Annotated in this window: 22 protein-coding genes; 13 read left to right on the top strand and 9 right to left on the bottom strand. The window is 72.5% G+C overall.

Going from position 1 to position 21,585, the window contains the following annotated elements:
• Nucleotides 1–906 carry a phosphotransferase gene (locus DWV08_RS13575; protein WP_115414290.1) on the top strand — a complete coding sequence of 302 codons (906 nt, stop codon included), beginning with the start codon at nucleotides 1–3 and terminating at the stop codon, nucleotides 904–906.
• Here DWV08_RS13575 and DWV08_RS13580 read toward each other — a convergent pair.
• Nucleotides 864–1,397, bottom strand: a complete 534-nt coding sequence (locus DWV08_RS13580; RefSeq protein WP_115414291.1) for a GNAT family N-acetyltransferase — start codon at nucleotides 1,395–1,397, stop codon at nucleotides 864–866. The two genes, DWV08_RS13575 and DWV08_RS13580, sit on opposite strands and share 43 nt — an antisense overlap.
• Nucleotides 1,398–1,571: 174 nt before the next feature.
• On the opposite strand from DWV08_RS13580, the gene DWV08_RS13585 reads away from it, so the two are divergent.
• Nucleotides 1,572–2,144, top strand: a complete 573-nt coding sequence (locus DWV08_RS13585; protein ID WP_115414292.1) for a CueP family metal-binding protein — start codon at nucleotides 1,572–1,574, stop codon at nucleotides 2,142–2,144.
• 13 nt (nucleotides 2,145–2,157) lie between these two features.
• Here DWV08_RS13585 and DWV08_RS13590 read toward each other — a convergent pair whose 3' ends face one another.
• Nucleotides 2,158–4,308: a heavy metal translocating P-type ATPase gene (locus DWV08_RS13590; protein ID WP_115414293.1), complete on the bottom strand. Its 2,151-nt coding sequence runs from the start codon at nucleotides 4,306–4,308 to the stop codon at nucleotides 2,158–2,160.
• A gap of 108 nt (nucleotides 4,309–4,416) precedes the next feature.
• On the opposite strand from DWV08_RS13590, the gene DWV08_RS13595 reads away from it, so the two are divergent.
• Together DWV08_RS13595 and DWV08_RS13600 are read left to right on the top strand one after the other, a co-directional pair.
• Nucleotides 4,417–4,845 carry an ArsR/SmtB family transcription factor gene (locus DWV08_RS13595; RefSeq protein WP_115414294.1) on the top strand — a complete coding sequence of 143 codons (429 nt, stop codon included), beginning with the start codon at nucleotides 4,417–4,419 and terminating at the stop codon, nucleotides 4,843–4,845.
• Nucleotides 4,842–5,780, top strand: a complete 939-nt coding sequence (locus tag DWV08_RS13600) for a cation diffusion facilitator family transporter (RefSeq protein WP_115414295.1) — start codon at nucleotides 4,842–4,844, stop codon at nucleotides 5,778–5,780. Before DWV08_RS13595 ends, DWV08_RS13600 begins: the two co-directional genes overlap by 4 nt.
• 29 nt (nucleotides 5,781–5,809) lie before the next feature.
• On the opposite strand, the gene DWV08_RS13605 is transcribed toward DWV08_RS13600, so the two are convergent.
• Together DWV08_RS13605 and DWV08_RS13610 are read right to left on the bottom strand one after the other, a co-directional pair.
• Nucleotides 5,810–6,634, bottom strand: a complete 825-nt coding sequence (locus DWV08_RS13605; RefSeq protein ID WP_115414296.1) for a sugar phosphate isomerase/epimerase family protein — start codon at nucleotides 6,632–6,634, stop codon at nucleotides 5,810–5,812.
• Between the two features lie 53 nt (nucleotides 6,635–6,687).
• Nucleotides 6,688–7,422: a DeoR/GlpR family DNA-binding transcription regulator gene (locus DWV08_RS13610; RefSeq protein ID WP_206516718.1), complete on the bottom strand. Its 735-nt coding sequence runs from the start codon at nucleotides 7,420–7,422 to the stop codon at nucleotides 6,688–6,690.
• Between the two features lie 93 nt (nucleotides 7,423–7,515).
• Here DWV08_RS13610 and DWV08_RS13615 point away from each other — a divergent pair, with 93 nt between their 5' ends.
• From DWV08_RS13615 to DWV08_RS13640, 5 genes are all read left to right on the top strand, one after another.
• Nucleotides 7,516–8,763 carry an MFS transporter gene (locus tag DWV08_RS13615; RefSeq protein WP_115414298.1) on the top strand — a complete coding sequence of 416 codons (1,248 nt, stop codon included), beginning with the start codon at nucleotides 7,516–7,518 and terminating at the stop codon, nucleotides 8,761–8,763.
• A gap of 57 nt (nucleotides 8,764–8,820) precedes the next feature.
• Complete coding sequence (locus tag DWV08_RS13620) at nucleotides 8,821–9,837, top strand: hypothetical protein (RefSeq protein ID WP_127097485.1); 1,017 nt, start codon at nucleotides 8,821–8,823, stop codon at nucleotides 9,835–9,837.
• Between the two features lie 302 nt (nucleotides 9,838–10,139).
• Nucleotides 10,140–10,670, top strand: a complete 531-nt coding sequence (locus DWV08_RS13625) for a GNAT family N-acetyltransferase (protein WP_241237248.1) — start codon at nucleotides 10,140–10,142, stop codon at nucleotides 10,668–10,670.
• Nucleotides 10,671–10,776: 106 nt separating this feature from the next.
• Nucleotides 10,777–12,153 (top strand): isocitrate lyase/phosphoenolpyruvate mutase family protein, encoded by a 1,377-nt coding sequence (locus DWV08_RS17370; protein ID WP_338142894.1) that lies wholly within the window; start codon nucleotides 10,777–10,779, stop codon nucleotides 12,151–12,153.
• A 118-nt stretch (nucleotides 12,154–12,271) separates the two neighbouring features.
• Nucleotides 12,272–13,234, top strand: coding sequence for an aldo/keto reductase (locus DWV08_RS13640; RefSeq protein WP_115414300.1), 963 nt, complete (start codon nucleotides 12,272–12,274; stop codon nucleotides 13,232–13,234).
• Between the two features lie 7 nt (nucleotides 13,235–13,241).
• Here DWV08_RS13640 and DWV08_RS13645 read toward each other — a convergent pair whose 3' ends face one another.
• Nucleotides 13,242–13,652 (bottom strand): VOC family protein, encoded by a 411-nt coding sequence (locus tag DWV08_RS13645; protein ID WP_115415038.1) that lies wholly within the window; start codon nucleotides 13,650–13,652, stop codon nucleotides 13,242–13,244.
• Between the two features lie 185 nt (nucleotides 13,653–13,837).
• Complete coding sequence (locus tag DWV08_RS13650; RefSeq protein ID WP_115414301.1) at nucleotides 13,838–14,698, bottom strand: NAD(P)H-binding protein; 861 nt, start codon at nucleotides 14,696–14,698, stop codon at nucleotides 13,838–13,840.
• 146 nt (nucleotides 14,699–14,844) lie between these two features.
• On the opposite strand from DWV08_RS13650, the gene DWV08_RS13655 reads away from it, so the two are divergent.
• On the top strand, nucleotides 14,845–15,435 hold the full coding sequence (locus tag DWV08_RS13655) for a TetR/AcrR family transcriptional regulator (protein ID WP_115414302.1): 591 nt from the start codon (nucleotides 14,845–14,847) through the stop codon (nucleotides 15,433–15,435).
• 12 nt (nucleotides 15,436–15,447) lie between these two features.
• Here the strand turns inward: DWV08_RS13655 and DWV08_RS13660 are convergent, their stop codons facing one another.
• On the bottom strand, nucleotides 15,448–16,119 hold the full coding sequence (locus tag DWV08_RS13660) for a TetR/AcrR family transcriptional regulator (RefSeq protein WP_115414303.1): 672 nt from the start codon (nucleotides 16,117–16,119) through the stop codon (nucleotides 15,448–15,450).
• Between the two features lie 85 nt (nucleotides 16,120–16,204).
• Between DWV08_RS13660 and DWV08_RS13665 the strand changes: the two genes are divergently transcribed.
• Nucleotides 16,205–17,614 (top strand): MFS transporter, encoded by a 1,410-nt coding sequence (locus DWV08_RS13665; RefSeq protein WP_115414304.1) that lies wholly within the window; start codon nucleotides 16,205–16,207, stop codon nucleotides 17,612–17,614.
• On the opposite strand, the gene DWV08_RS17315 is transcribed toward DWV08_RS13665, so the two are convergent.
• A complete protein-coding gene (locus DWV08_RS17315; RefSeq protein ID WP_277601767.1) occupies nucleotides 17,611–19,017 on the bottom strand; it encodes an amidohydrolase family protein in 1,407 nt (468 codons plus the stop codon). The two genes, DWV08_RS13665 and DWV08_RS17315, sit on opposite strands and share 4 nt — an antisense overlap.
• On the opposite strand from DWV08_RS17315, the gene DWV08_RS13675 reads away from it, so the two are divergent.
• Together DWV08_RS13675 and DWV08_RS13680 are read left to right on the top strand one after the other, a co-directional pair.
• On the top strand, nucleotides 18,925–19,437 hold the full coding sequence (locus tag DWV08_RS13675; protein WP_206516721.1) for a GNAT family N-acetyltransferase: 513 nt from the start codon (nucleotides 18,925–18,927) through the stop codon (nucleotides 19,435–19,437). The two genes, DWV08_RS17315 and DWV08_RS13675, sit on opposite strands and share 93 nt — an antisense overlap.
• Nucleotides 19,434–20,120, top strand: coding sequence for an aminoglycoside phosphotransferase family protein (locus DWV08_RS13680; RefSeq protein WP_115414305.1), 687 nt, complete (start codon nucleotides 19,434–19,436; stop codon nucleotides 20,118–20,120). Before DWV08_RS13675 ends, DWV08_RS13680 begins: the two co-directional genes overlap by 4 nt.
• Nucleotides 20,121–20,343: 223 nt before the next feature.
• On the opposite strand, the gene DWV08_RS13685 is transcribed toward DWV08_RS13680, so the two are convergent.
• Complete coding sequence (locus DWV08_RS13685; protein WP_115414306.1) at nucleotides 20,344–21,573, bottom strand: MFS transporter; 1,230 nt, start codon at nucleotides 21,571–21,573, stop codon at nucleotides 20,344–20,346.
• Nucleotides 21,574–21,585: the final 12 nt, after the last annotated feature.

Genomic DNA, 21,585 nt, shown 5'->3' on the forward strand with positions numbered 1-21,585 from the left:
ATGCACCCCGACCAGCTCGTGCTCACCGAGCAGGTCGCGACCCGGCTGATCACCGACCTGCTGCCCGGCACGGACCCGGCGACCGTGCGGCTTCTGGAGACCTCGGCGACGACGAGCACCGTGGTGCGGATCGGGGAGGATCTCGCGGCGCGCTTCCCGCTCGAGCCCGCGGACCCGGACATCGCCCGGGCGGCCCTCGCGGCCGAGCACGAGGCGATGGGCGAGTTCGCGGCCGTCAGCCCGCTGCCGGCCCCGGAGCCGGTCGCGCTCGGGGAGCCCTCGGCCGCGTTCCCGATGCCCTGGTCAGTGCAGACCTGGGTCCCGGGCGAGGTCGCGGACCCCGTCGTCCTCGAGGGCTCCGACGCCGCGGCCGACGACCTCGCCGCCCTGCTCCTCGCGCTGCGCGCCGTCCCGACCGGGGGCCGGCGCTTCCGGGGTCCCGGCCGCGGCGGCGACCTCACCGCCCACGAGGACTGGGTGCGCGAGTGCCTCGAACGTTCCCGCGGCCTGCTGCCCGCCGACCAGCTCGCCGCCAGCTGGGAGCGGTGGCGCACCCTCGAGCGGCGGGATCCGGACGTGATGAGCCACCGCGACCTGATCCCCGCGAACCTGCTCACCGCGGGCGGGCGGCTCGTCGGCGTGCTCGATGCCGGCGGGTACTCCCCCGCCGATCCGGCGCTGGATCTCGTCGGCGCCTGGCACCTGCTGGACGCGGAGCGGCGCGACCGACTGCGGCAGAGCCTGGGCTGCCCAGACCTCGAGTGGGAGCGCGGGGCGGCCTGGGCGTTCGTGCAGTCCATCGGGCTCGTCTGGTACTACGAGGACTCGAACCCGACGATGGCTCAGCTCGGCCGCTCGACCTGTCAGCGGCTGCTGGAGGAGCCGCCGCCCGCGGGCGGGGCCTGATCGAGCACCAGCTGGAGGAAGGCGAGGTCGAGCCAGCGACCGAACTTCGTGCCCACCTGCGGCAGGACGCCCACGCGGGTGAAGCCGAACCGCTCGTGCAGGCGCACGGACCCCTCGTTGCTCGCGTCGATCCCGGCGACCATCACGTGGATCCCCTGTGCGCGGGCGCGCTCGAGCAGGGCGGTGAGCAGTGCCGAGCCGGTGCCGCGGCCGCGCAGTCCCTCGCGCACGTAGAGGGAGTGCTCGACGGTGTGGCGGTAGCCGTCGTGCGGCCGCCAGGGGCCGTAGGTCGCGTACCCGAGCACGGTGCCGTCGTCCTCGAGGGCGACCAGCACCGGGAAGCCGCTCCCCTGCCGCTCGGCGAGCCAGGCGGCGCGATCGGCGGCGTCGACGAGGCGCTCGTTCCAGATCGCGGTGGTGTGCTCGACGGCGTGGTTGTAGATCGCGGCGATGCCGCCGGCGTGCTGCGCGGTCGCGTCGAGGATCTGCATCAGGGGCCTCCCGGGGCGTGGGGAACGCGCAGAGACTACGCCGCCGCACGGGCTCCCGGACGGGGTGCCCGCGCTCCGCGGCCGGAGGGTCCGCCCCGGGACTCCTGTCCCGGGCCCTGCATACCCCGCTGGGGTACGGTCGGGGCGGCCCCGCCGTCGTCCCGAAGGATCCTCATGCCCTCCGCCCTTCCGCGCCGCGCCCTGCTCGCCGCGCTCGCCGCGACCCCGCTGGTCCTCGCCGGCTGCTCCGCGTCCCCCTCGGCCGCGGAGGAGTTGCTGGCCGCTCACGGCCAGCCCGCCGGCTCGGCCCGCGAGGTGATCGACGCGCTCGAGGCGCTGCCGCTCGCGAAGCGGCCCCCGGAGCTCCTCGCCTCCGTGGGCACCGACGTGCTCACCCTCTCCGACGCCTCCGGGCGCGAGGCGAGCCTCGAGCTGCCCGCGGAGGAGCTGTACGTCTCGGTCGCGCCCTTCGTGACCGGCACCCACGAGTGCTTCTTCCACAGCCTCACCACGTGTCGGGGCGAGCTGGCGGAGGAGGAGCTCGACGTGCGGGTCGAGGACGCCTCCGGCGCCGTGCTGATCGACGAGACCCGCACCACCGCCCCGAACGGGTTCCTGGGCCTGTGGCTGCCGCGGGACGAGGAGCTCACGCTCCGCCTGGCCGGTGCGGCGGGCGAGGCGACCACGACCCTGCGCACCGACGCCGAGGCCCCCACCTGCCTCACCACGATGCAGCTGGGGGCCTGAGCGCACCGAGGGCTCAGCGCCGGTCGCCGCTTGCCTCCGGCCGCAGGTCCAGACGGCGCAGCAGCTGCGCGTTCAGCGCCACCACCACGGTGGAGGCGCTCATCAGCAGCGCCCCCACGCTCATCGGCATCACGAACCCGATCGGGGCGAGCACGCCCGCCGCGAGCGGGACGGAGAGCAGGTTGTAGCCGGCCGCCCACCCCAGGTTCTGCCGCATCTTGCGGTACGCGGCGTGGGAGAGGTCGATCACCGAGAGCACGGAGCGGGGGTCCGAGGAAGCGAGCACCACTCCGGCGGAGCCGATCGCGACGTCGGTGCCGGCGCCGATCGCGAGGCCCACGTCGGCCTGGGCGAGGGCGGGGGCGTCGTTGACGCCGTCACCCACCATCGCGACCCGTCGGCCCTCCTGCTGCAGATCGGCCACCCGGGCGGACTTGTCCTCGGGACGGACCTGCGCGAAGACCCGGTCGATGCCGAGCTCGGCGGCGACGTGGTCGGCGACGTTCTGCGCGTCGCCGGTGATCATGACGACCTGGAGGTCGCGCGCGTGCATCGCGTCGATCGCCTCGCGGGACTCCTCGCGCACGGCGTCGGCCAGCTTCAGCACGCCGACGGCCTCGCCGTCGCGCAGCACGTGCAGCACGATCGCGCCCTCGTCGCGCCAGGTCGCGGCCTGCTCGAGCTCGCCCGCCCCGGTCTCCTCGAGCAGGCGGGGCCCGCCCACGCGGATCTCGCGGCCGTCCACCCGGGCGCTGACGCCGAGCGCCGGGGAGGAGGAGACCTCGGAGGCGCCGGGCACGTCCGCGCCGTCGGCCTCCGCGCGCCGACGGATCGCGCCAGCCAGAGGGTGCTCGCTCTCGGACTCCGCGGCAGCGGCGAGGCCCAGCAGCTCCTGCTCCTCGAGCCCGGCGCCCGGGGCGACCTCGAGCTGCGAGAGCTCCGGCTCGCCGCGGGTGAGGGTGCCGGTCTTGTCCAGCAGTACGGTGTCCACGGTGCGCATGCCCTCGAGCGCGAGCCGGTCGGTGACCAGCACCCCGGCCCGGGCGGCGCGCTCGGTCGCGATCGAGACGACCAGCGGGATCGCCAGCCCCAGTGCGTGGGGGCAGGCGATGACCAGCACGGTCACGGTGCGGACCACGGCCTGGTCGGGCATGCCCAGCAGCGTCCAGACCAGCGCGGTGAGCACCGCGGCGCCGAGCGCGAACCAGAACAGCCAGGCGGCGGCGCGGTCGGCGATCCGCTGAGCGCGGGAGGAGGAGCTCTGGGCGTCCGAGACCAGGCGCTGGATACCGGCGAGCGCGGTCTCCTCCCCCGTGGCGGTGACCTCGACGCGCAGGCTCGAATCGGTCGCGACGGTGCCGGCGACCACGCGGTCATCCGCGCTGCGGGTCACGGGGCGGGACTCGCCGGTGATCATCGACTCGTCGACGTCCGCGCTGCCCTCCACGATGGTGCCGTCGGCGGGGACGGAGGCACCGGGGCGCACCAGCACGAGGTCCCCGGCGCGCAGGTCCGCGGGGGCGACGGTGACCAGCTGGTCCCCCTCGATCCGCTCGGCCTCATCGGGCAGCAGCGCGGCCAGCGAGTCCAGCGCGGAGGAGGTCTGCGCGAGTGAACGCATCTCGATCCAGTGCCCCAGCAGCATGATCACGATCAGCAGCGCGAGCTCCCACCAGAACTCGAGCTCGCGGTCGAGCAGTCCCAGCCGGGAGCCCCAGGAGGCGAGGAACGCGACGGTGATGCCGAGGCTGATCAGCAGCATCATCCCCGGGGCGCGGGAGCGGATCTCGGAGAGCCCGCCGGTGAGGAACGGCCGCCCGCCCCAGACGTACATGAGAGTGCCGAGCACCGGGGCGACCCAGGCGAGGCCGGGCACGTCCGGGATCGTGTAACCGATCAGGTGCGCGAACATCGGGGAGAGGCCGACGACGGGCACGGCGAGCACCAGCATGATCCAGAACAGCCGGCGGAACTGGGCGACGTGATCCCCGTGGCCGCCGTGGCCGCCGTGGCCGCCGTGGCCGCCGTGGCCGCCGTGGCCGCTGTGGCCGCTGTGGCCATGCTCGTGGTGTTCGTCCTGGGCTTGGCGCTCGTACCGGCCGTGGTGTTCGTCCTGGCCGTGATGATCCCGGTGGTCGACGTGGCCGTCATGATGGGTGCTCATGCCCCGACCGTATACCCCTAGGGGGTATAAGGGAAGGGGTGTGCGCCGCGCGTCTCCACCGCCACCCCGCCCCTCCCCTTCATCGCCAGACGGCGATATGATCGTCACATGGCGATGCAGATGGATTCCGCTCCCCCGCTCTTCGAGGTGGACGAGTCGCAGGCCGCGCTCTTCCACGCCCTCGCCGAGCCCACCCGGCTCGCGCTCCTGCAGCACCTCTCCACCGGGGAGCACCGGGTGCGGGACCTCGTGGACCACCTGCACCTGGCCCAGTCCACCGTGAGCAAGCACCTCGCCTGCCTGCGCGACTGCGGCCTGATCAGCATGCGCAGCGAGGGCCGCGCCTCGTGGTTCTCGCTCACCGACCCGGGGCGCCTGCACTCCCTGCTCGCCCTCGCGAGCGCGATGCTCTCCGGCGCGGGCGCGGCGCCGACGGTCCACGAGCTCCTGCACGATCCGCGCGTCGGCGGCGGCCCCGCCGGCACGGACCGCACGCCCGACGGGGGCGGCGCGCTCGACGAGGACGGCCCGCGATGACCGCCTCGCACACCCACGGTCACGGCCACAGCCACGCCTCCCCGAGCACGGCCCGCACGCGCCTCGCGATCGCGTTCGGCCTCACCGCCCTGATCGTGCTCGCCCAGGCCGTGGGCAGCGTGCTCACCGGCAGCCTCGCCCTGCTCACCGACACTGCGCACGCCCTCGTGGACGCCTCCGGCCTGCTCGTCGCGCTGATCGCCGCGACGGTGCTGCTGCGCCCCGCGAGCCCCACCCGCACCTGGGGCTTCGCCCGCATCGAGGTGCTCGCGGCACTGGCCCAGGCGACGCTGCTGATCGTCGTCGGCACCTACACGGCGATCGAGGGCGTGCGGCGGCTCGCCGCGCCGCCGGAGATCGCCTCGACGGAGCTGCTGGTCTTCGGCGCGGTGGGCCTCGCAGTCAACCTCGTGGCGATCCTCGTGCTCGCCGGCGGCAAGGACGCGAGCCTGAACATGAAGGCCGCCTTCCTCGAGGTCGCCAACGACGCGCTGGGTTCGGTGGGTGTGATCGTCGCGGCGCTCGTCATCCGCTTCACCGGCTTCCAGCAGGCAGATGCGCTCGCGGGACTGTTCATCGCGGCGCTGATCGTGCCGCGCGCGGTGCGGATCCTGCGCGACACCCTGCGGATCCTCATGGAGTACACGCCCGAGGGCGTGGACCTCGACGAGGTGCGCGAGCACCTGCTCGCCCTCGAGCACGTCCAGGACGTGCACGACCTGCACGCCTCGAACGTCGGCAGCAGCCTGCCGATCCTCTCCGCGCACGTGGTGGTGGCCGAGGAGTGCTTCGGCTCCGCGCACGCGATGGAGATCCTCGAGGAGGTCCACGAGTGCGTGCGCACCCACTTCCCCGTCGCCTTCGAGCACGCCACCATCCAGATGGAGAGCCCCGCCGTGCAGGCCCGCGAGGCGGCGCGGACCCTGCACACCTGAGCGCGGCGACGGACCTCGACGAGGCGCGCTCAGGCGAGGACGCGGCGGACGACCCCCTGCATCTGTGCGAGGCGCCCCCACTCGTCGTCGTCGCTGCCCGCGTAGACGAGGGAGAGCCGGCCGGCGTACCCGGCCTCGGCGAGCGCCCTCAGGGACTGCTCGAGGTCCTCCTCGTCGAGCACGCCGGGGGCGGACTCCCGCGCCTTGACCTGGGAGCACTCGGCCTGGCCGGCGACCGCCGCGATCTGGCGGTACCTGTCCTCCCCGTCCCAGTTGCCGGTGTCGATGAGCAGCCCCACCTCGCCCTCGAGCAGGTCCAGCAGGCGCGTGGTCGCGACCTCGTCCACGAGCAGGCCGCGCCAGTTCTCGGTGAGCACGCGCAGGGCCGGGTGCGCGGCGGCGAGCTCCCGCAGCCGCCCGGCGCTCAGGGCCAGGGTGTCCGCGCTCGGGGGCTGGTCCCCGGCGGGCACCCGCACCCGCGGGGCGCCGAGCTGCTCGGCGACGTCGAGCCAGGTGGCCAGCCAGCGCTGCTGCTCGCGGCCGTGCTCGGGGTGGACCACGTCCCCGTCGTCCACCAGCAGCACCTCGAGGTCGACGCTCGCCGTCTCGAAGGCCGCGCGCAGCTCGGCGAGATAGGAGGCCTCCGTGGTGGGGAGGTAGAAGTGGCACAGCTGGGCGCTCGTGAACCCGTGGGAGGCGAGCTGCGCGGGCAGCTCGAGCAGGCCCAGGCCCCCTCCGTCGGTGTTCTCCGCGAGCGCTCCCGAGGGCGCCGAGCCGGGGGCGACGTAGCGGCCCATCGTGCGGAACAGCGACCAGGTGTGCAGGGCCTGCGTGGGATCGAGGGCGAGGGTCATGGGATCTCCAGTGCTCGGGGAGGCGGGGGCGGAATGGTTCCGCGGAGACAGGGTCAGGCCGTCACCACCTGGACGCCCGCGTCCCGGAACGGCTCCAGGAGGGGTGGCGGGACATCGGCGGTGGTCACGAGGTGGGTGAGGTCCTCGAACGCTCCGAAGCGGAAGCTCGAGGAGCGGGAGAGCTTGTCGGCCGTGACGAGCAGGACGCGCCGGGTGGAGCTCTCGATCGCTGCGGCCTTGAGGGTGGCGTCCTCCGGGAGGTCCGCGAGCAGTCCGCGCCGCGGGGAGACCGAGCAGGAACCGAGCAGCAGGACGTCCGCGGAGACGGCGCGCAGGTAGTCCGTCGCCTGCGCGCTCATCATCGCCAGGGTGTCGGTCATGACCGGGCCGCCGGGGATCGTCACGCGGGCCCCCGGGGCCGACCCCAGCGCCATCGCGCTGTGCAAGGAGAGGCAGACGGCGGTGATCGGTCGCCCGACCAGCTCGGTCGCGGCCGCATGGCAGGTGGTGCCGTTGTCGATGATCACCGTGTCGGCATCCTCGACCAGGGCGCTCGCGGCACGGGCCAGTGCTGTCTTCCGCTCCATGTCGTCGGTCAGCCGCAGCGCGTAAGGGAGCTCCTCGTCGGAGCGCACGGCGCGCTCCGCTCCGCCGGGGATCCGCCGGAGGGCACCATGGGCCTCCAGCGCGGTGAGATCGCGACGGATGGTGACGGCCGAGGCGCCCGTCAGCTCGGCGAGCTGCTCGACGGTGAGCCTCCCGGATCTCCGCAAGGATTCGATGATCAACTTCGCCCTCAATGATCGCTGCACATGATCATCCAATCACATACCGTGAGCCTCCGTCCGCTCTGCCGTCTCCCCCTCCGAGGTCCGATCGTCATGCCCCCTGCTGCGCCCCCGCCCCTCCGCCGCGCCCGGGCGGCCGTCTTCGCAACGTTCTTCGCGTGCGGACTGGCCATGGGGATCTGGCTCGTGAGCATCCCCGCGGTGCAGGCGAGCACCGGGATCTCCCATGCCGTGCTCGGAGGGCTGATCCTCCTGCTCGGACTGGGCGGTGTTCTGGGCATGCAGGCCTCCGGTGCGCTCTCGCAGCGGGTCGGCTCCCGCCCGGTGACCGTCGTCTTCCTGGTCCTCCTGGGGCTGGCCATCGTCCTCCCGCTCCAGGCCGGCGGTGCGGCGACGCTGGGCGCGGCGCTGGTCGTCTTCGGGCTCATGAACGGGGCGGTCGACGTCGCCATGAACGACCAGGCCGTGCTCGTGGAGCGCGAGTACGGACGCCCCATCATGTCGGCCTTCCACGCCCTGTGGTCGGTGGGCGGCGCCGTCGGCGCGCTGCTGGGAGCCGGGGCGCAGCGTCTGCAGCTGCCCCTCTCGCTCGCCGCGGCCGTCGGGACGCTCGTCGCCGTGGTCAGCGCCGTGGCCGTGGCGCGCCACCTCATCGGGCGGCACCCTGCCGAGGCCGCTCCGCAGGCGGGGGCCGACGGGCGGACTCCCGCGGAGGCCGCACCCGCCCCGCGCCTGTCCGGGGCGATGCGTCGTCGGGTGTTCGGCTTCGCCGCGCTCGCGTTCCTGCTGATGCTCTCGGAGGGCGTCGCCAACGACTGGGCGGCCCTCCACGCCGTCGAGCACCTGGGGCTGCAGGCCTCGACCGCCGGCCTGAGCTACGCCGTCTTCGCGGTGTCGATGACGCTGGGCCGGCTGACAGTGGACCGCGTGGCCGGCCGATTCGGCCCGGCGTTCGTGGTGCGCTACGGCTCGGCGCTCGCCGCCACGGGACTGGTGCTGGTGATGCTCTCCCCGGTCTTCGTGCTCACCGCCGCAGGGTGGTGCCTGTTCGGGCTCGGCCTGGCCGGAGTGGTGCCGCAGCTGTTCACCGCCGCGGGAGCGGTCAGCCCCGCCCGACAGAGCATCATCATGTCCCGGGTGGTCGGCGCCGGCTACGTGGGCCAGCTGGCCGGCCCCGCGATCGTCGGCGCCGCGGCGGGCGTGGTGGGTCTGAACCTGGCGCTCCTGCTCCCGTTCCTCTTCTGCCTGCTCGGTATCGCGATCGCCCGCATCGTCACGCCGGACCGGAGCTCCGAGGACGATGCGGGGCAGGATGTCGGGAGCGCGTCGAGGGAGCGCTGACCCCGTCCCGGAGGGCGTGTGAAGGCGCGGCGAGCGCCCTCGTGGGAGGCTGAGTCCGTGTCCGCTCCTGCCGCTCGTCTCCTCACCCGCCCCGCCACCTCGGCCGATGCCGAGGGCCCGGCCTTCTCGGATCTGCTGCCGGATCGCTGGCGCGACGGTGACAACCGCCGCTCCGTGGTCGCGACCGACGCCGATGGGGCCGTGCTCGGGCACTGCCGCGGGATCGACAACGTCTTCCATCCGCGCTCCCGCACCCTGGTGCTCGAGGCGCGCGAGGGAGCGCCCTGGGCGGAGGTCGCCGACGCGCTGGTCACCGCCCAGATCGCCGTGTCCACGCTGCCGCTGCACGTGAAGCCCTCCGCGCACGATGCGGAGCTCGCGGCGCTGTGCGCGCGGCACGGCGGCGTGCTCGTGCAGCTCATGCCGCCCTGGCGCTACGTGGTCGATCAAGCGCTGCGCTCCTGGGCACGGGAGCACCGCACCACGCACGACGGACTGACCGCAGCGGGGCTGGATGAGGTCGCCGTCGGCCTCGACGCTGACGAGAGCGCGCTCCGGGAGCAGATGCTGGATCTCTACGTCGAGCACTACACCGCCCAGCACGCAGCCTGGTCCCCCGCCGCGGCCGCCGAGCGGCTGCGCGCCGAGAACGCCGCGGACTTCGTCCCCGGCGGCGAGGGCTCCTTCGACCCGGGGCGGACCCGGCTCCTGCTCCGCGACGGGCGGATCGTCGCCCAGGCCCTGGCCTGGCCGGCGGAGCCCGACGGCGGCACCGAGATCACCGTGCAGTCGCGCCCCCACGAGGGGCCGACCGCGCGGAAGGACATGGAGGCCTGCCTCGCGACGGTCGTCGAGTGCAGCACCGACGGCGACGTGCTGCTGATCGACTCCCACGCCACCGAGGAGCTCGAGTCCGCGATGATGCGCGAGGTGCCCGGCCCTCCCCCGCACCCGGAGGACACCTGGACCGCGATCGTCGCGATCCCCGTCCCGGACGGGCCCGCGCCCCGGCCGCTGCCCGCGCAGCGGATCCCGGAGGGCGCCGCGCCCCTGGTCGAGCGGCTGCGGGGCTGAGCACGCGGTCGTGCAGGGCCTGGGCGACGAGACCTGGAGGGTGCGGGAGATGTGCGCGAAGGTCACTGCCCGCCATGAGCTGGGGGCGGCCGCCCCGGGGGAGCGCCCGACTCGCCCAGGCGGACGTGGTGCCTCGGGTGCGGGTCGCGCTCCTGCGTGCTCTTCGCGCCCGAGCGATGAGGACCGGGCGGACTCCCTGCCGGACGGGGAGCGGCGGGGCGTCGCCTGGCTGGACCAGGTGCCCGCGCTCGTGGCTCGGCGCCCCCTCCCGCTCCGCACAACCGATCCTCTGCGACGATGCCGTGCGCCTGCGGCCCTGGGTCGAGGCGGATGCCCCATCCGTCGTCACCGCCTATCAGGAGCCCGGGATCCAGCGCTGGCACGCCCGCTCCATGACGACCGGCGAGGCGAAGGAGTGGATCACCGCCGCTCATTCATCCTGGACGGCGGAGGCGGCATCGAGCTGGGCCGTCGATCTCGACGGCGTGCTCGCGGGGCGGATGACGCTGAAGCTCGACCCCGGCGAGGGGACCGCGGTGGCGGCATACTGGACACGGGACCGAGTCAGCGGCCGCGGAGTGGCATCCCGCGCTCTGCGCCTGGCCACACGGTGGGCCTTCTCCATCGGCGTGCACCGCGTCGAACTCGAACACTCGACGCTCAACCCCGCCTCGTGCCGCGTGGCCGACAAGGCCGGCTTCTCCCTGGAGGGCACCCGTCGGGAGAGCGCCCCGCACGCCGACGGCCGCCACGACATGCACCTGCACCTGCACCTGCACCTGCACCTGCACCTGCACGCGAGGATCGACACGATGGGCACCCACGACACCTGAGGTTGCCGAAGGTACCCCGCCCGTTCTTCTCGACGTGTGATCGAGCGAGCGCTCCCGGGGCTCTCGGGGTGCCCTGGGTCCGCCGACCCAGCTCTAAGCTGACGCGATGGATGCCGCGCAGATTCTCGATCTGGTCACGTCCCGACGACGCACCACCACCGGCCCCCTGGTCGTCGGGATATCCGGATTCTGCGGAGCCGGGAAGTCCACTCTCGCACGCCACCTGGTCGAGGCGCTGCCCGGTGCCGTACGGATGCGCGGTGATGACTTCCTGGATCCCACCCGTTCGCACCGGCGCTCCACGGACTGGGACGGAGTCGATCGCGATCGACTCGTCGCCGAGGTCCTGGACCCGTTCCGTCACGGGCGGACCGGCACCTTCCGACGGTTCAACTGGGCGACGCGGTCGCTGGGCGACCCCGAACCCCTCCCACGCACCGACCTCCTCATCATCGATCTGATCGGCCTGTTCCACCCGGAGGCGCTCCCGAGCATCGACCTCACCGTCTGGTGCGACGTCGAACTCGACGTCGCCGCGCACCGGGGCATCGAGCGCGACCGACGGCTGGGGCGTGACCACGAAGGGCTGTGGCATGACATCTGGATCCCCAACGATCGTGACTTCGCCGCACGCTTCGTCCCTCGCGAGCGGGCCGACGTGCTGTACGAGCCGTCGCTGCCCCTTGACCCACTGCACCGCGTGGAGTGTCCTGACCCCATGACATCGTTGAGCGCACGCGCCGAGACCCTCCTCGCCCTCCACCACCGCGCCACCCCGGTGGTGCTCCCCACCGTGTGGGACGCCTGGTCCGCCCGCGCCGCCGTCGAGAGCGGCTTCGAGGCGCTGACGATCGGCAGTCACCCGCTCGCCGACTCCCTCGGCTCCGGCGACGGCGAGCAGATGAGCCTCGACGAGGCCCTCGCCGGCATCGCCCGCATCACCGCGGCCGTGGACGTCCCCGTCTCGGCCGACATGGAGTCCGGCTACGACACCGCCCCGGCCGAGCTGGTCGAGCGGGTGCTGGAGGCGGGTGCCGTCGGCGTCAACATCGAGGACACGGTGCATTCCCAGGGCCGGCTGCGCGGCGCGCAGGAGCACGCCGACTACATCGCCGGGCTCCGAGCGGCGGCCGACGGGGCCGGTGTGCACCTGGTGATCAACGGCCGCACCGACGTGTTCAAGACCGAGCAGCAGATCCCGGACCGGCTCGCCGAGGCGATCACCCGCCTGAACCTGCTCGAGGCGGCCGGGGCGGACTCCCTGTACCCGGTGGGCGTGCCGGACACTGCGACGCTCGAGGCGCTGCTGGCCGCGGTGAGCACCCCGATGAACGTCACCGCCCATCCCGTCGAGGGCGCGATCCCCGACGGCCTGGACCTCGCACGGCTCGCCGAGCTCGGCGTGCGCCGCGTCAGCTTCGGGCCGCTGCTCCAGGCCGCACTGGGCAACCACCTCGCCGAGGTCACGAACGCCTGGCGCTGACCGGCTCCTCACGGACCGGGCGGCACTGGCCCGCGAGCATGCCCCGGGAATAGGGTTTCCCTCGGCGGACCCCGCTCGCGAGGTCGCGACGCCGCCCACCCTCGAGGAGTGATCAGCGATGCAGTACGCACAGCTCGGACGCACCGGAGCGACCGTCTCCCGGCTCGTCCTCGGCACCATGAACTTCGGCCCGCACACCTCGGAGGAGGACTCCTTCGCGATCATGGATCGCGCCCTCGAGCAGGGCGTGACCTTCGTCGACACCGCCAACGTGTACGGCGGGAAGGACCACAGGGGCCGCACCGAGGAGATCGTGGGGCGCTGGCTGGCGCGCACGGGGAAGCGCGACGAGATCGTGCTGGCCACCAAGGTGTTCGGCGAGATGGGGCCCGGGAAGAACGATCGCGGGCTCTCCGCCCTGAACATCCGCCGCGCGGTCGATGCGTCCCTGCGCCGCCTGCAGACGGACCACATCGACCTCTACCAGATGCACCACGTGGACCGCTCCGCACCCTGGGAGGAGATCTGGCAGGCGATGGACCTGCTGGTCGCGCAGGGGAAGATCAGCTACGTCGGCTCCTCGAACTTCGCTGGCTGGCACATCGCCCAGGCGAACGAGACCGCCTCCCGCCGCGGCTCGCTGCGGCTCGTCTCCGAGCAGTCGCTGTACAACCTCCTCTCCCGCTCGATCGAGCTCGAGGTGCTGCCGGCGGCCGAGCACTACGGGCTCGGCGTGATCCCCTGGTCCCCGCTGTCCGGCGGGAAGCTCGGCGGGCGGCGGGAGGACGGCGTGCGCCGCCGCGCCGCCGACCGCCGCCACGACCCCGCCGATCTCACCGAGCAGCTGGAGCGGTGGGAGACGTTCTGCGAGGAGCGCGACCTCACCCCCGGGCAGGCGGCGCTCGCCTGGCTGCTGCACCGCCCGGGCGTGCTGGGGCCGATCATTGGCCCGCGCACCATGGAGCAGCTGGACTCCGCGATCGAGGCGGTCGACATCGTGCTCTCCGAGGAGGACCTCGCCGCGCTCGACGAGATCTTCCCCGGCCCGGGCGGCCCGGCCCCGGAGGCGTACGCCTGGTGACGACCCCTCACCCCACCAGCAGGCAGAAGGGGTGGCCCTCGGGGTCGGCGAGGACGCAGAGCGGCTCGTCGGGCACCTGGGTGCGGTCCATGAGCACCCGGGCGCCGAGCGCCTCGGCGCGCTCGCGCTGCAGCTCCAGCTCGGCGGCGTCCGGAACCCGGAAGTCCATGTGCAGCTGCATCGGCACCTCCTCGCTGGGCCAGGTCGAGGGGCGCAGGTCGGCTTTTCCCTGGATCGCGAGGACGCGCTGGTCGCGGGAGTCCAGGAGCACGAGCCAGTCCTCGTCGTCGGGCGCGGGCGGGGCGGGAGGCTCGTCCCCGGGCCGGTAGTGCAGCCCCAGCAGCTCGCGGTAGAACTCGGCGAGGGCGCGCGGGTCACGGGCGTCGATCGCGGTGTGGAGCAGCTCGGGGTGGGTCATCACGGCCTCCTGGTCGGTGCCGTCACGGTAGACCTCCTGCGTCGGGGCCGCCAGAGTCACATGATCGGGGCACGAGCGTCTCGACGACCTTGCGTCGTCCCCATGAGGACCAGGCCGAGAGGGGCAGGGCGCGTGCGACAGCAAGCACGTCCGCTCGGGCGGGACCCGACCAGGGGACGACCTACTCACCCACGCTGAGCGCTCTGGTCCGCAAGTTGCTCGGCAATGCTGCGCGGCTCTCTGCCGAGCAGTCGCGAGAGCGACGGATCGGGGTGCGAGAAGTGACCGCTGCGCGTCGCCTGGAACATCGAGAGGGTGAAGCGGGCGACCTGCTCGGGGACTCCGTTCGCGATCTCGCCGGCAATCCATCCGTTGTCGTCGACGGCGACGCGTTCGACGGGGCGCCCGGACAGGTCGGACGCCGCGGCGGCGAAGTCGGCGAGGGTGATCGGCGTCGTCAGGGTCAGGTCCACCGGGCCATCGGGCTGCGCATCGCTGGTGAGGATCGCAGCTGCAGCTTCCGCGGCGTCCCGACGATCGACCCAGGAGAACGGCCCGTCGGCGGGTTTGGCGATCACCCCCGTCTCCCGCCATGGCCCGAGCAGCTGATCGAGGTCACCGTAGAAGCCGTTGCGCAGAGCGGTCCACGCAGCGCCGGATGCCGCGAGGTGCTGCTCCGTGGCGGCATGGATCGCCAGCGGCGGATAGGGAGTGTCGACACCGGCACCGTGCGAGCTCGTGTAGAGGATCCTCTTCGTCCCGACATCGATCCCTGCATCGATCGCGGCACGGTGCTGCGCGACGACATCGGCGCTGAGGTCGCTCGAGGAGACGAGCAGCACCTGCTCTGCGTCCGCGAAGGAATCACGGAGGGCGTCGGGATCGTCGTAGCTCCCCTGCCGCACACGGACTCCCCGATCCGCCAGATGCTGGGCGCGGCGAGGGTCTCGCACACTGACTCCGATGTCGCTCGGGGAGACACGCTGGAGAAGCTGTTCGACAGTGGCTCCGTTGAGCACACCTGTCGCTCCGGTCACGATGATCACGATGATGCCCTTTCGTCGAGGTGGCGACAGCGAGTGCCGGCGGACCATAACTTGACCATGCGAGTCACTTTTCTGTCAGCTAGCCTCGTGCAGGATCTTGACCCCCTTGGTCAACTTATCGTGCCCCCGTGAAAGGTGCTGCTGAGATGCCCGCTTCGTCGAACCTCCGCGCGGACGCACGTCGGAACGTCGAGCTGATCCGCGCCGCTGCGGTGGAGGTGTTCCGCGAGCGCGGCCTCTCGGCGCCGCTCGAGGATGTCGCGTCCGCCGCCCGCGTGAGCAAGGCCACCATCTTCAATCGTTTCGGCGGCAGGCTCGGCCTGATCGACTCGGTCATCGACGCGGTCGTGGCGGCCGAGCTGCTCAGCACCATCGACGACGCCCGATCGATCGGGGGCATCGGCATGCGAGTCCGCGCTTACGTCCGAGCACTTCGAGACCTGCAGTACTCGCTGCCCGCGGTCAACGATGTCCTGCTGCAGGAGTTCCCGGAGTCGGAACCGCTCATGGCGCTCTGCCGCGCGGGGGACGCCTTCCATGCCGAGCTCGTCACGGAAGGCCACGCCGCCGGCATCCTGGCCCCCGGAATGACGGCCGGTGACTTCCAGGCACTGGCGATGGACAACGCGACCGCCCTGAAGCACGGCCGTTTCCGACCCTCGCGCGAGGAGTACGACCGCAGGACGGGCTTCGTCCTCGGCGGGATCTGCAGGTCGCCGAACTCCGACGCGCAGTGACGGCCTCGCCGCTCAGGGACGACGATGCGTGATGCCCTCCAGAAGGGTGTCGAGCGCCCAGCGGTGGCGCTCCTCGGGAGTTCCCTGCGTGAACGTCGCCGTGCCGAACGCAGCGAGCGTCGAATGCCGCTCGGGGTCCGCCGAAGCGAGAGCCGCGGCGAGCTCACCGATCTCCTGGCCAGTGCCTGAGGAGCGCGCAGCCCACTCCGCTGCCGTGATGCTCGCGTGCTGGAGCAGGAGGTCGATGCCCCATGCCGCGGACTTCTCGTCGAGGCCGGCGGTGCGGAGCAGTCGCAGGAGCACGTCGATGAGGCTGAGGTAGTGAGGGCCTTCGGGCCACACGAACATCGCAGAACGGGCGAGGTTCCCGTGCACGGTGAGGAGGCCGATGTAGTCCGCGATCAGTCGATGGAGACGCTCGCGCCAGGGCTCGTCGCCGTCCCACGTGAGGTCGAGGTCTGCAAGCAGTCCGTCGACGAGGAGGGCGTGCAGCACAGTCACGTTCTTCACGTAGACGTAGAGCGATGCGGGCCCCGTGTCGAGCTCGTCGGCGACGCGCCGAATCGTCAACTTCTCCGCGCCATCGCGTTCGAGAACCCGCAGCGCCGCCTCGACGATCGCCTCCCGTGAGAGCGCTGGCTTCGCAGGGCGCTCCCGCCTGCTGGTGGGTGCACGAGTCGCCATGCCTCCGACTCTACCAAACGACGATCTTGATCGTTACGAACGTGTTCGTTACGATCGCGTTCGTTCTCATTCGACAGGAGGCCCTATGTCCACGCATACCGAAGCACCACCACTGTCCGCACGAGCCGTCTGGATCACCCTGGTCGTCGTCGTCCTCGCCGATGCGATGGACCTGATGGACGCCACGATCGCCAACGTCGCCGCCCCCTCGATCGTGAGAGAGCTCGGCGTGAACGAGAACGTGATCCCGTGGCTCGGCGCGTCCTACGCGCTCGCACTGGGCTCACTGCTCGTCCTGGGCGGGCGCATCGGCGACAGGTTCGGTCAGCGCCACACATTTCTCGTGGGGATGATCGGCTTCATCATCGCCTCCGCACTCGCGGGGTTCGCACCCTCTGCCGGCGTTCTGATCGCCGCTCGAGTCGTGCAGGGAGCATTCGGCGCTCTGCTCATCCCGCAGGGCATGGCGATCATGGCGGCCACGTTCCCGAAGCCCATGCTGCAGAAGGCATTCGCGGTGTTCGCGCCGATGCTCGGGGTCTTCGCGGTCGCCGGACCGGTCCTCGGCGGCATCATCATCGACGCGGACCTGTTCGGGTTGGGGTGGCGACCGATCTTCCTCCTCAACATCGTCCTCGGCGGGGTCGCCCTGGTCCTCGCCCTCAGATACCTGCCGACGGTTCCCGCGCACCGATCGACCCGTATCGATCTGCTCGGCAGCGTGCTGCTCGCCCTCGCCTTGTTCGGGCTGATGTTCGGGCTCGTGACCGGATCCTCCGACGGATGGAACGGGCTCACGATCGGCAGTGCGGTGGTCGGGGTGGCGCTCCTGGCGCTCTTCGGGTGGCGGCAGGCTCGCGCCGACGAGCCGCTCCTCCCGCGCAGCCTGCTCGTCAACCGGGGCTTCACCTCCGGCCTCGTCGTGGGTCTGTGCGTCTTCGCGAGCTTCAGCGGTCTGATGTATGTCATCAGCCTCTTCTTCCAGCTCGGCCTCGGCTACACCCCGACGGAAGCCTCACTGAACCTGATCCCGCTCACCATCGGCATCATGATCGGCTCAGGCATCGCGAATGCCCTGATCCTGACGCTCGGTCGGCGGCTCGTACTCATCGGTATGCTCACCACCATCCTCGGGACGGGCGCGCTGCTCCTCGTCGTCCTCGGCTCCGGGGTTCAGGTGCCCTGGTGGCAGAACCTCATCGCCACCAGCATCATCGGGATCGCCGCAGGAATCAGCTTCAACTCCGTCTTCAACACCGCCCTCGGCAATCTGAAGCCCGAGGAAGCCGGCTCGGCCAGCGGCTCCCTCAGCGCGATCCAGCAGGTCGCGAACGGCATCGGCTCGGCACTCGTCACCACCATCTTCATCGGCACTCTCGCGGGCGGAGCCGTCACCGCGATGACGACCACGCTCGTCGTCATCCTCGCCGTCGCCGTACTGTGCCTCCTCGCCGTGCCGCTCCTCCCGCGCCGGGCGGTGGCCATGGAGGGCTAGCGTTCCCGCCGGACGATGTCGTACGAGGGTCCGGTCGATACCGCGAGTGCCGGCCATTCGCGGCGAAGGATCGGCCTTCTGGCTCCGTACCCGATCGCGCTTGATCGTCGAGTGGAAGACCTGTGGCCGCACAACTGCGCGGAACGCTCCCGACCGTCGCAGTGCCAATGTCCGGCCGGCGCATCGCCGTCGCCCTCCTCCGGGCCGACATCCACCGCACGGCTCGCATCGGGCGGTCCGGGCGCGTCATGACGTCTCCCGGTCAGCCGCGCTCGACGATCCGCCCGCCCTTGGGGATGGTCGTGAACGCCTCTTCGGGCCGGGCGATCAGCGACAGGTCGGCGAGCGGGTCGCCGTCGGCGAGGATCAGGTCCGCGATGGCGCCCTGCCGCGTGGCGAGCCGCGCGTCGAAGACGCGTGTCGGTCCCGAACGCGACCTTGACACCGTGGGAGGGGGCGAGCTCGTCGGCGCGGTCCGTGCCGGCGACCATGGCCAGCTGCTTGTCCCTGTTCGGACCGGTCATCGGCACGGCGTCCTCGTCGTCCAGGAACGGCTGCAGGCACCACCACACGTCGTGCTCGGCGAGCAGCTCGGCGGTCGCCCGGTCGATCAGCTGGCCGTGCTCGATGCAGCGCACCCCCGCCTCGACGGCCATCCGGATCGCCCGCGGGGTGTACGCGTTGACCGTGACGTAGGTGCCCCAGTTCTCCGCGGCCGAGACCGCCGCCTGCATCTCGGCGACCGCGTACTGGGAGACGTCCCGCGGATCATAGTGGGACGCGACCCCTCCTCCGGCCATGAGCTTCAGCTGCGACGCTCCCTGCCGGAGCACCTCCCGGGAGGCGCGCAGCACCTCGGCCTCGGCGTCGGCGATCGTCGCGACACCGAGCAGCTCGATGTGACTGAGGTGGCCCGCCGCGCCGCGGGGGACCTCGTGCGGCAGCCGGAAGTCGCCATGCCCGCCGCGGTGGGAGTGATCGCAGTGATGGCGGTATGCCAGTGGGCATCGATCAGACCGGGGATCAGCGTCTTCCCGGTCCCGTCGAGCACCGTCTCGGTGGCGGGCGCCGATGACGGCGCACCACCCGACGGGAGGATCGAGCGGATCGTGCCCTTTGCGATCTCGACGTCGTACGGCCCGGACGCTGGATCCTCGGGGGTGTCCTCCTGCTCGCCGCCGGGGCGGGATGGGCGATCTGGGAGGTGGGCCTCGGCGCGCTGTTCGGGGACTGAGCCGGGCGAGCGGCACCCGCCGAGGCTGCGCCAGAATCCGCTCGCCCTGCTCGAGCAGATGCCCGAGGATGCACTCATGCCTCTCCCCGTCGTGCACCTCCGCCCCTGCCGCGCCGACGACCTCCAGCTCCTCGAGGCATGGGCGCCGACGGGGAACTCCCGCACCCATGCCGCACGCTTCGCGCGACAGCAGGCCGGGACCAGCACCTACTACCTCGCCCACGCGCCGGGGCTCGCGGACGGGTTCGTGGGCTCGGCAGAGATCCGCTGGGACGGGAACGCGAACCCCGAGGTGCCGCGCTGTCCGGAGGTGAACGGGCTGCAGGTGTGGCCGCAGGAGCTGCAGTCCCGCGGCATCGGCAGCGCGATGCTGGCTCTGCTCGAGCAGGAGGCGCGTGCCCGCGGCCACGCCGAGCTGGGCCTGGGTGTGGATTCCGACGGACCGCTGCCGCTCTACCTGCGGCTCGGCTACGTGGACACCGGCGTTCAGTACCTCGACCGCTACACGTGGATCGACGAGGACCATCACGAGCACCACGTCGCCGAGCCGTGCCGCTGGCTGACCAATGACCTCGAGGCCCGGCGATGATCACCGTCCCCGCCTCGTTCCGCGAGATGCCGCGCTGGTGGCACGACGCGGACGGCCGCACCTGGCTTGACCGCCTGCCCGCTCTGGCCGCGGCGCACGCCGCACGCTGGATCCTCACTCTCGATGGCCCGCCGCGTCACGGCTCGAACGCTCTGGTGGTGCCGGCGCGTCAGAGAGCACAGGCGGCGGTGCTCCGCCTCGCCCCGCCTGGCGATGACCTCAGCACCGAGGCCGCGGCGCTCCGCCACTGGGCCGGGCACGGCGTGGTCGAGCTGCTGGAGGTCGACGCGGACTCGGGCGCGATGCTGCTGGCGCGCCTCGATGCCGAGCGGTCCCTCCATGCGCTGCCGCCGCTCGAGGCGGCCGCGGTGCTCGGCCGGATCGCCCGCGACCTCGCGATCCCCGCGCCGCGCGATGCCCGTTCCACCCGCGACATCGCCGCCGAGGAGGCGGACGGCTTCGCCTCGCGTTGGTCCGCGCTCGGCGAGCCCGTGCCGCCCCGTCTGCTCGAGGCGGCGACCGCAGCGGCGCAGCGCCTCGCCGCTCGCGACCCGGGCGATCTCTCCGTCGACGGGGATCTGCACCACGGCCAGGTCCTCGCCGGCGGCCGACGGGACTGGACCGTCGTGGACCCGGTCCTGCTGCGCGGCGATCGGGAGTACGACCTCGGCCGGGTGCCGTAGACCCGCCTGAACGAGCTGCCCGCCGACGCCGACGTCCTCGCCGCGCTGGACGCCTTCGCCGCCGCCTGCGAGGTCCCGACCGACCGCGCCCGTGACTGGGTGCTGGTGCGGTCGATGTCCTACCTGCTGTGGGGCCTCGAGCAGGGCCTCACGATCGATCCGCCCCGGTGCCGTCGGCTGCTGGAGCTGCTGGGCTGAACGGCAGCGCCTCAGCGCGCCCCCGTCAGCAGGTCTCGGCCGCGCCCACCTCCGCCGGCTGCTCCTGGACCGTCGGCCGGCGCGTCCCGGTGGCGGGGCTGAGCGCGGCCGCGAGCAGCGCGACCGCGAGCGGCACCACCAGGGCGCCGCGCAGCCCGATCTCCTCGCCGAGGAACCCGAGCGTCGGCGGGCCCACGAGGAAGGCGAGATAGCCGATCACCGAGGCGAGGGCGACGCGCGCGGCGGGGTTCGGGCCGGAGTCCCCGGCGGCGGAGAGCGCGAGCGGGAAGCCGAGGGAGGCGCCGAGCCCCCACAGCACGACCGCGGCGACGGCCACGACCTGGCTGTCGACGTAGGCGATGAGCGCGAGGCCGGTCGCGGCGAACAGGGCGCTGACCAGGAGCACGCGGGAGCGGCCCACGCGCTCCACGATCGGCCCGCCGGCGAAGCGACCCACGGTCATCGAGGTCGCGAACAGCGTGAACACGAGCGAGCCCATCGTCGCGCCGAAGCCGTGCCCGTCGACCATGATCAGCGGCAGCCAGTCGTTGGCGGTGCCCTCCGCGAGCGCCATCGCGAGCACGACCCCGCCGATGCACACGAGCCGCGCGTCCTTCCAGAGCGCCGGTCGGGGCGTCGCGGCCTGGGCGGTGCGCTCCGCGGCGGCGACCTTCCCGGTCCCCGCGGGGATCCCTCCCATCGCCCAGGCCAGCAGCGCCGCACCGACGGCTGCGGTGACCACGAGATGGGGCACCACAGGGAAGCCGGCGGCGTTGGCGAGGATGCCGAGACCCGCACCGATCACGGTGCCGAGGCTGAAGCAGCCGTGCAGGGCCGGGAGGAAGGAGCGCCCGCCGAGCCTCTCGACGTCGGCCCCCTCGACGTTCATGGCGACCTCGCCGCTCCCCATCCCGGCGCCGAACAGGGCCAGGCCGATGGCGGTCACGAGCGGCTGCCCCGTCGAGGCGCCGAGCGCGATGGTGGGCAGCGCGACGACTACGAGCGCCGAGCCGGCGAGCACGACGGGCCGGGTGCCGAGCCGGATGACGAGAGGCCCGGAGGAGAGGATCCCCGCCATCGACCCGACCGAGAGGCCGAACAGCACCAGCCCCATCTGCGCGGTGGAGGCCTCCAGCAGATCCCTCACCGCAGGGGTGCGGGTGACCCAGGCGGACATGCTCAGGCCCGGCAGCAGGAACAGGGCGTAGAGCGCGACGCGGCGTCTGCGCAGGGAGATCGCGGGCGAGGAGGTCACGTGGACGAGCGT

The sequence above is a fragment of the Brachybacterium saurashtrense genome (assembly GCF_003355475.1).
Lineage (GTDB): Bacteria > Actinomycetota > Actinomycetes > Actinomycetales > Dermabacteraceae > Brachybacterium > Brachybacterium saurashtrense.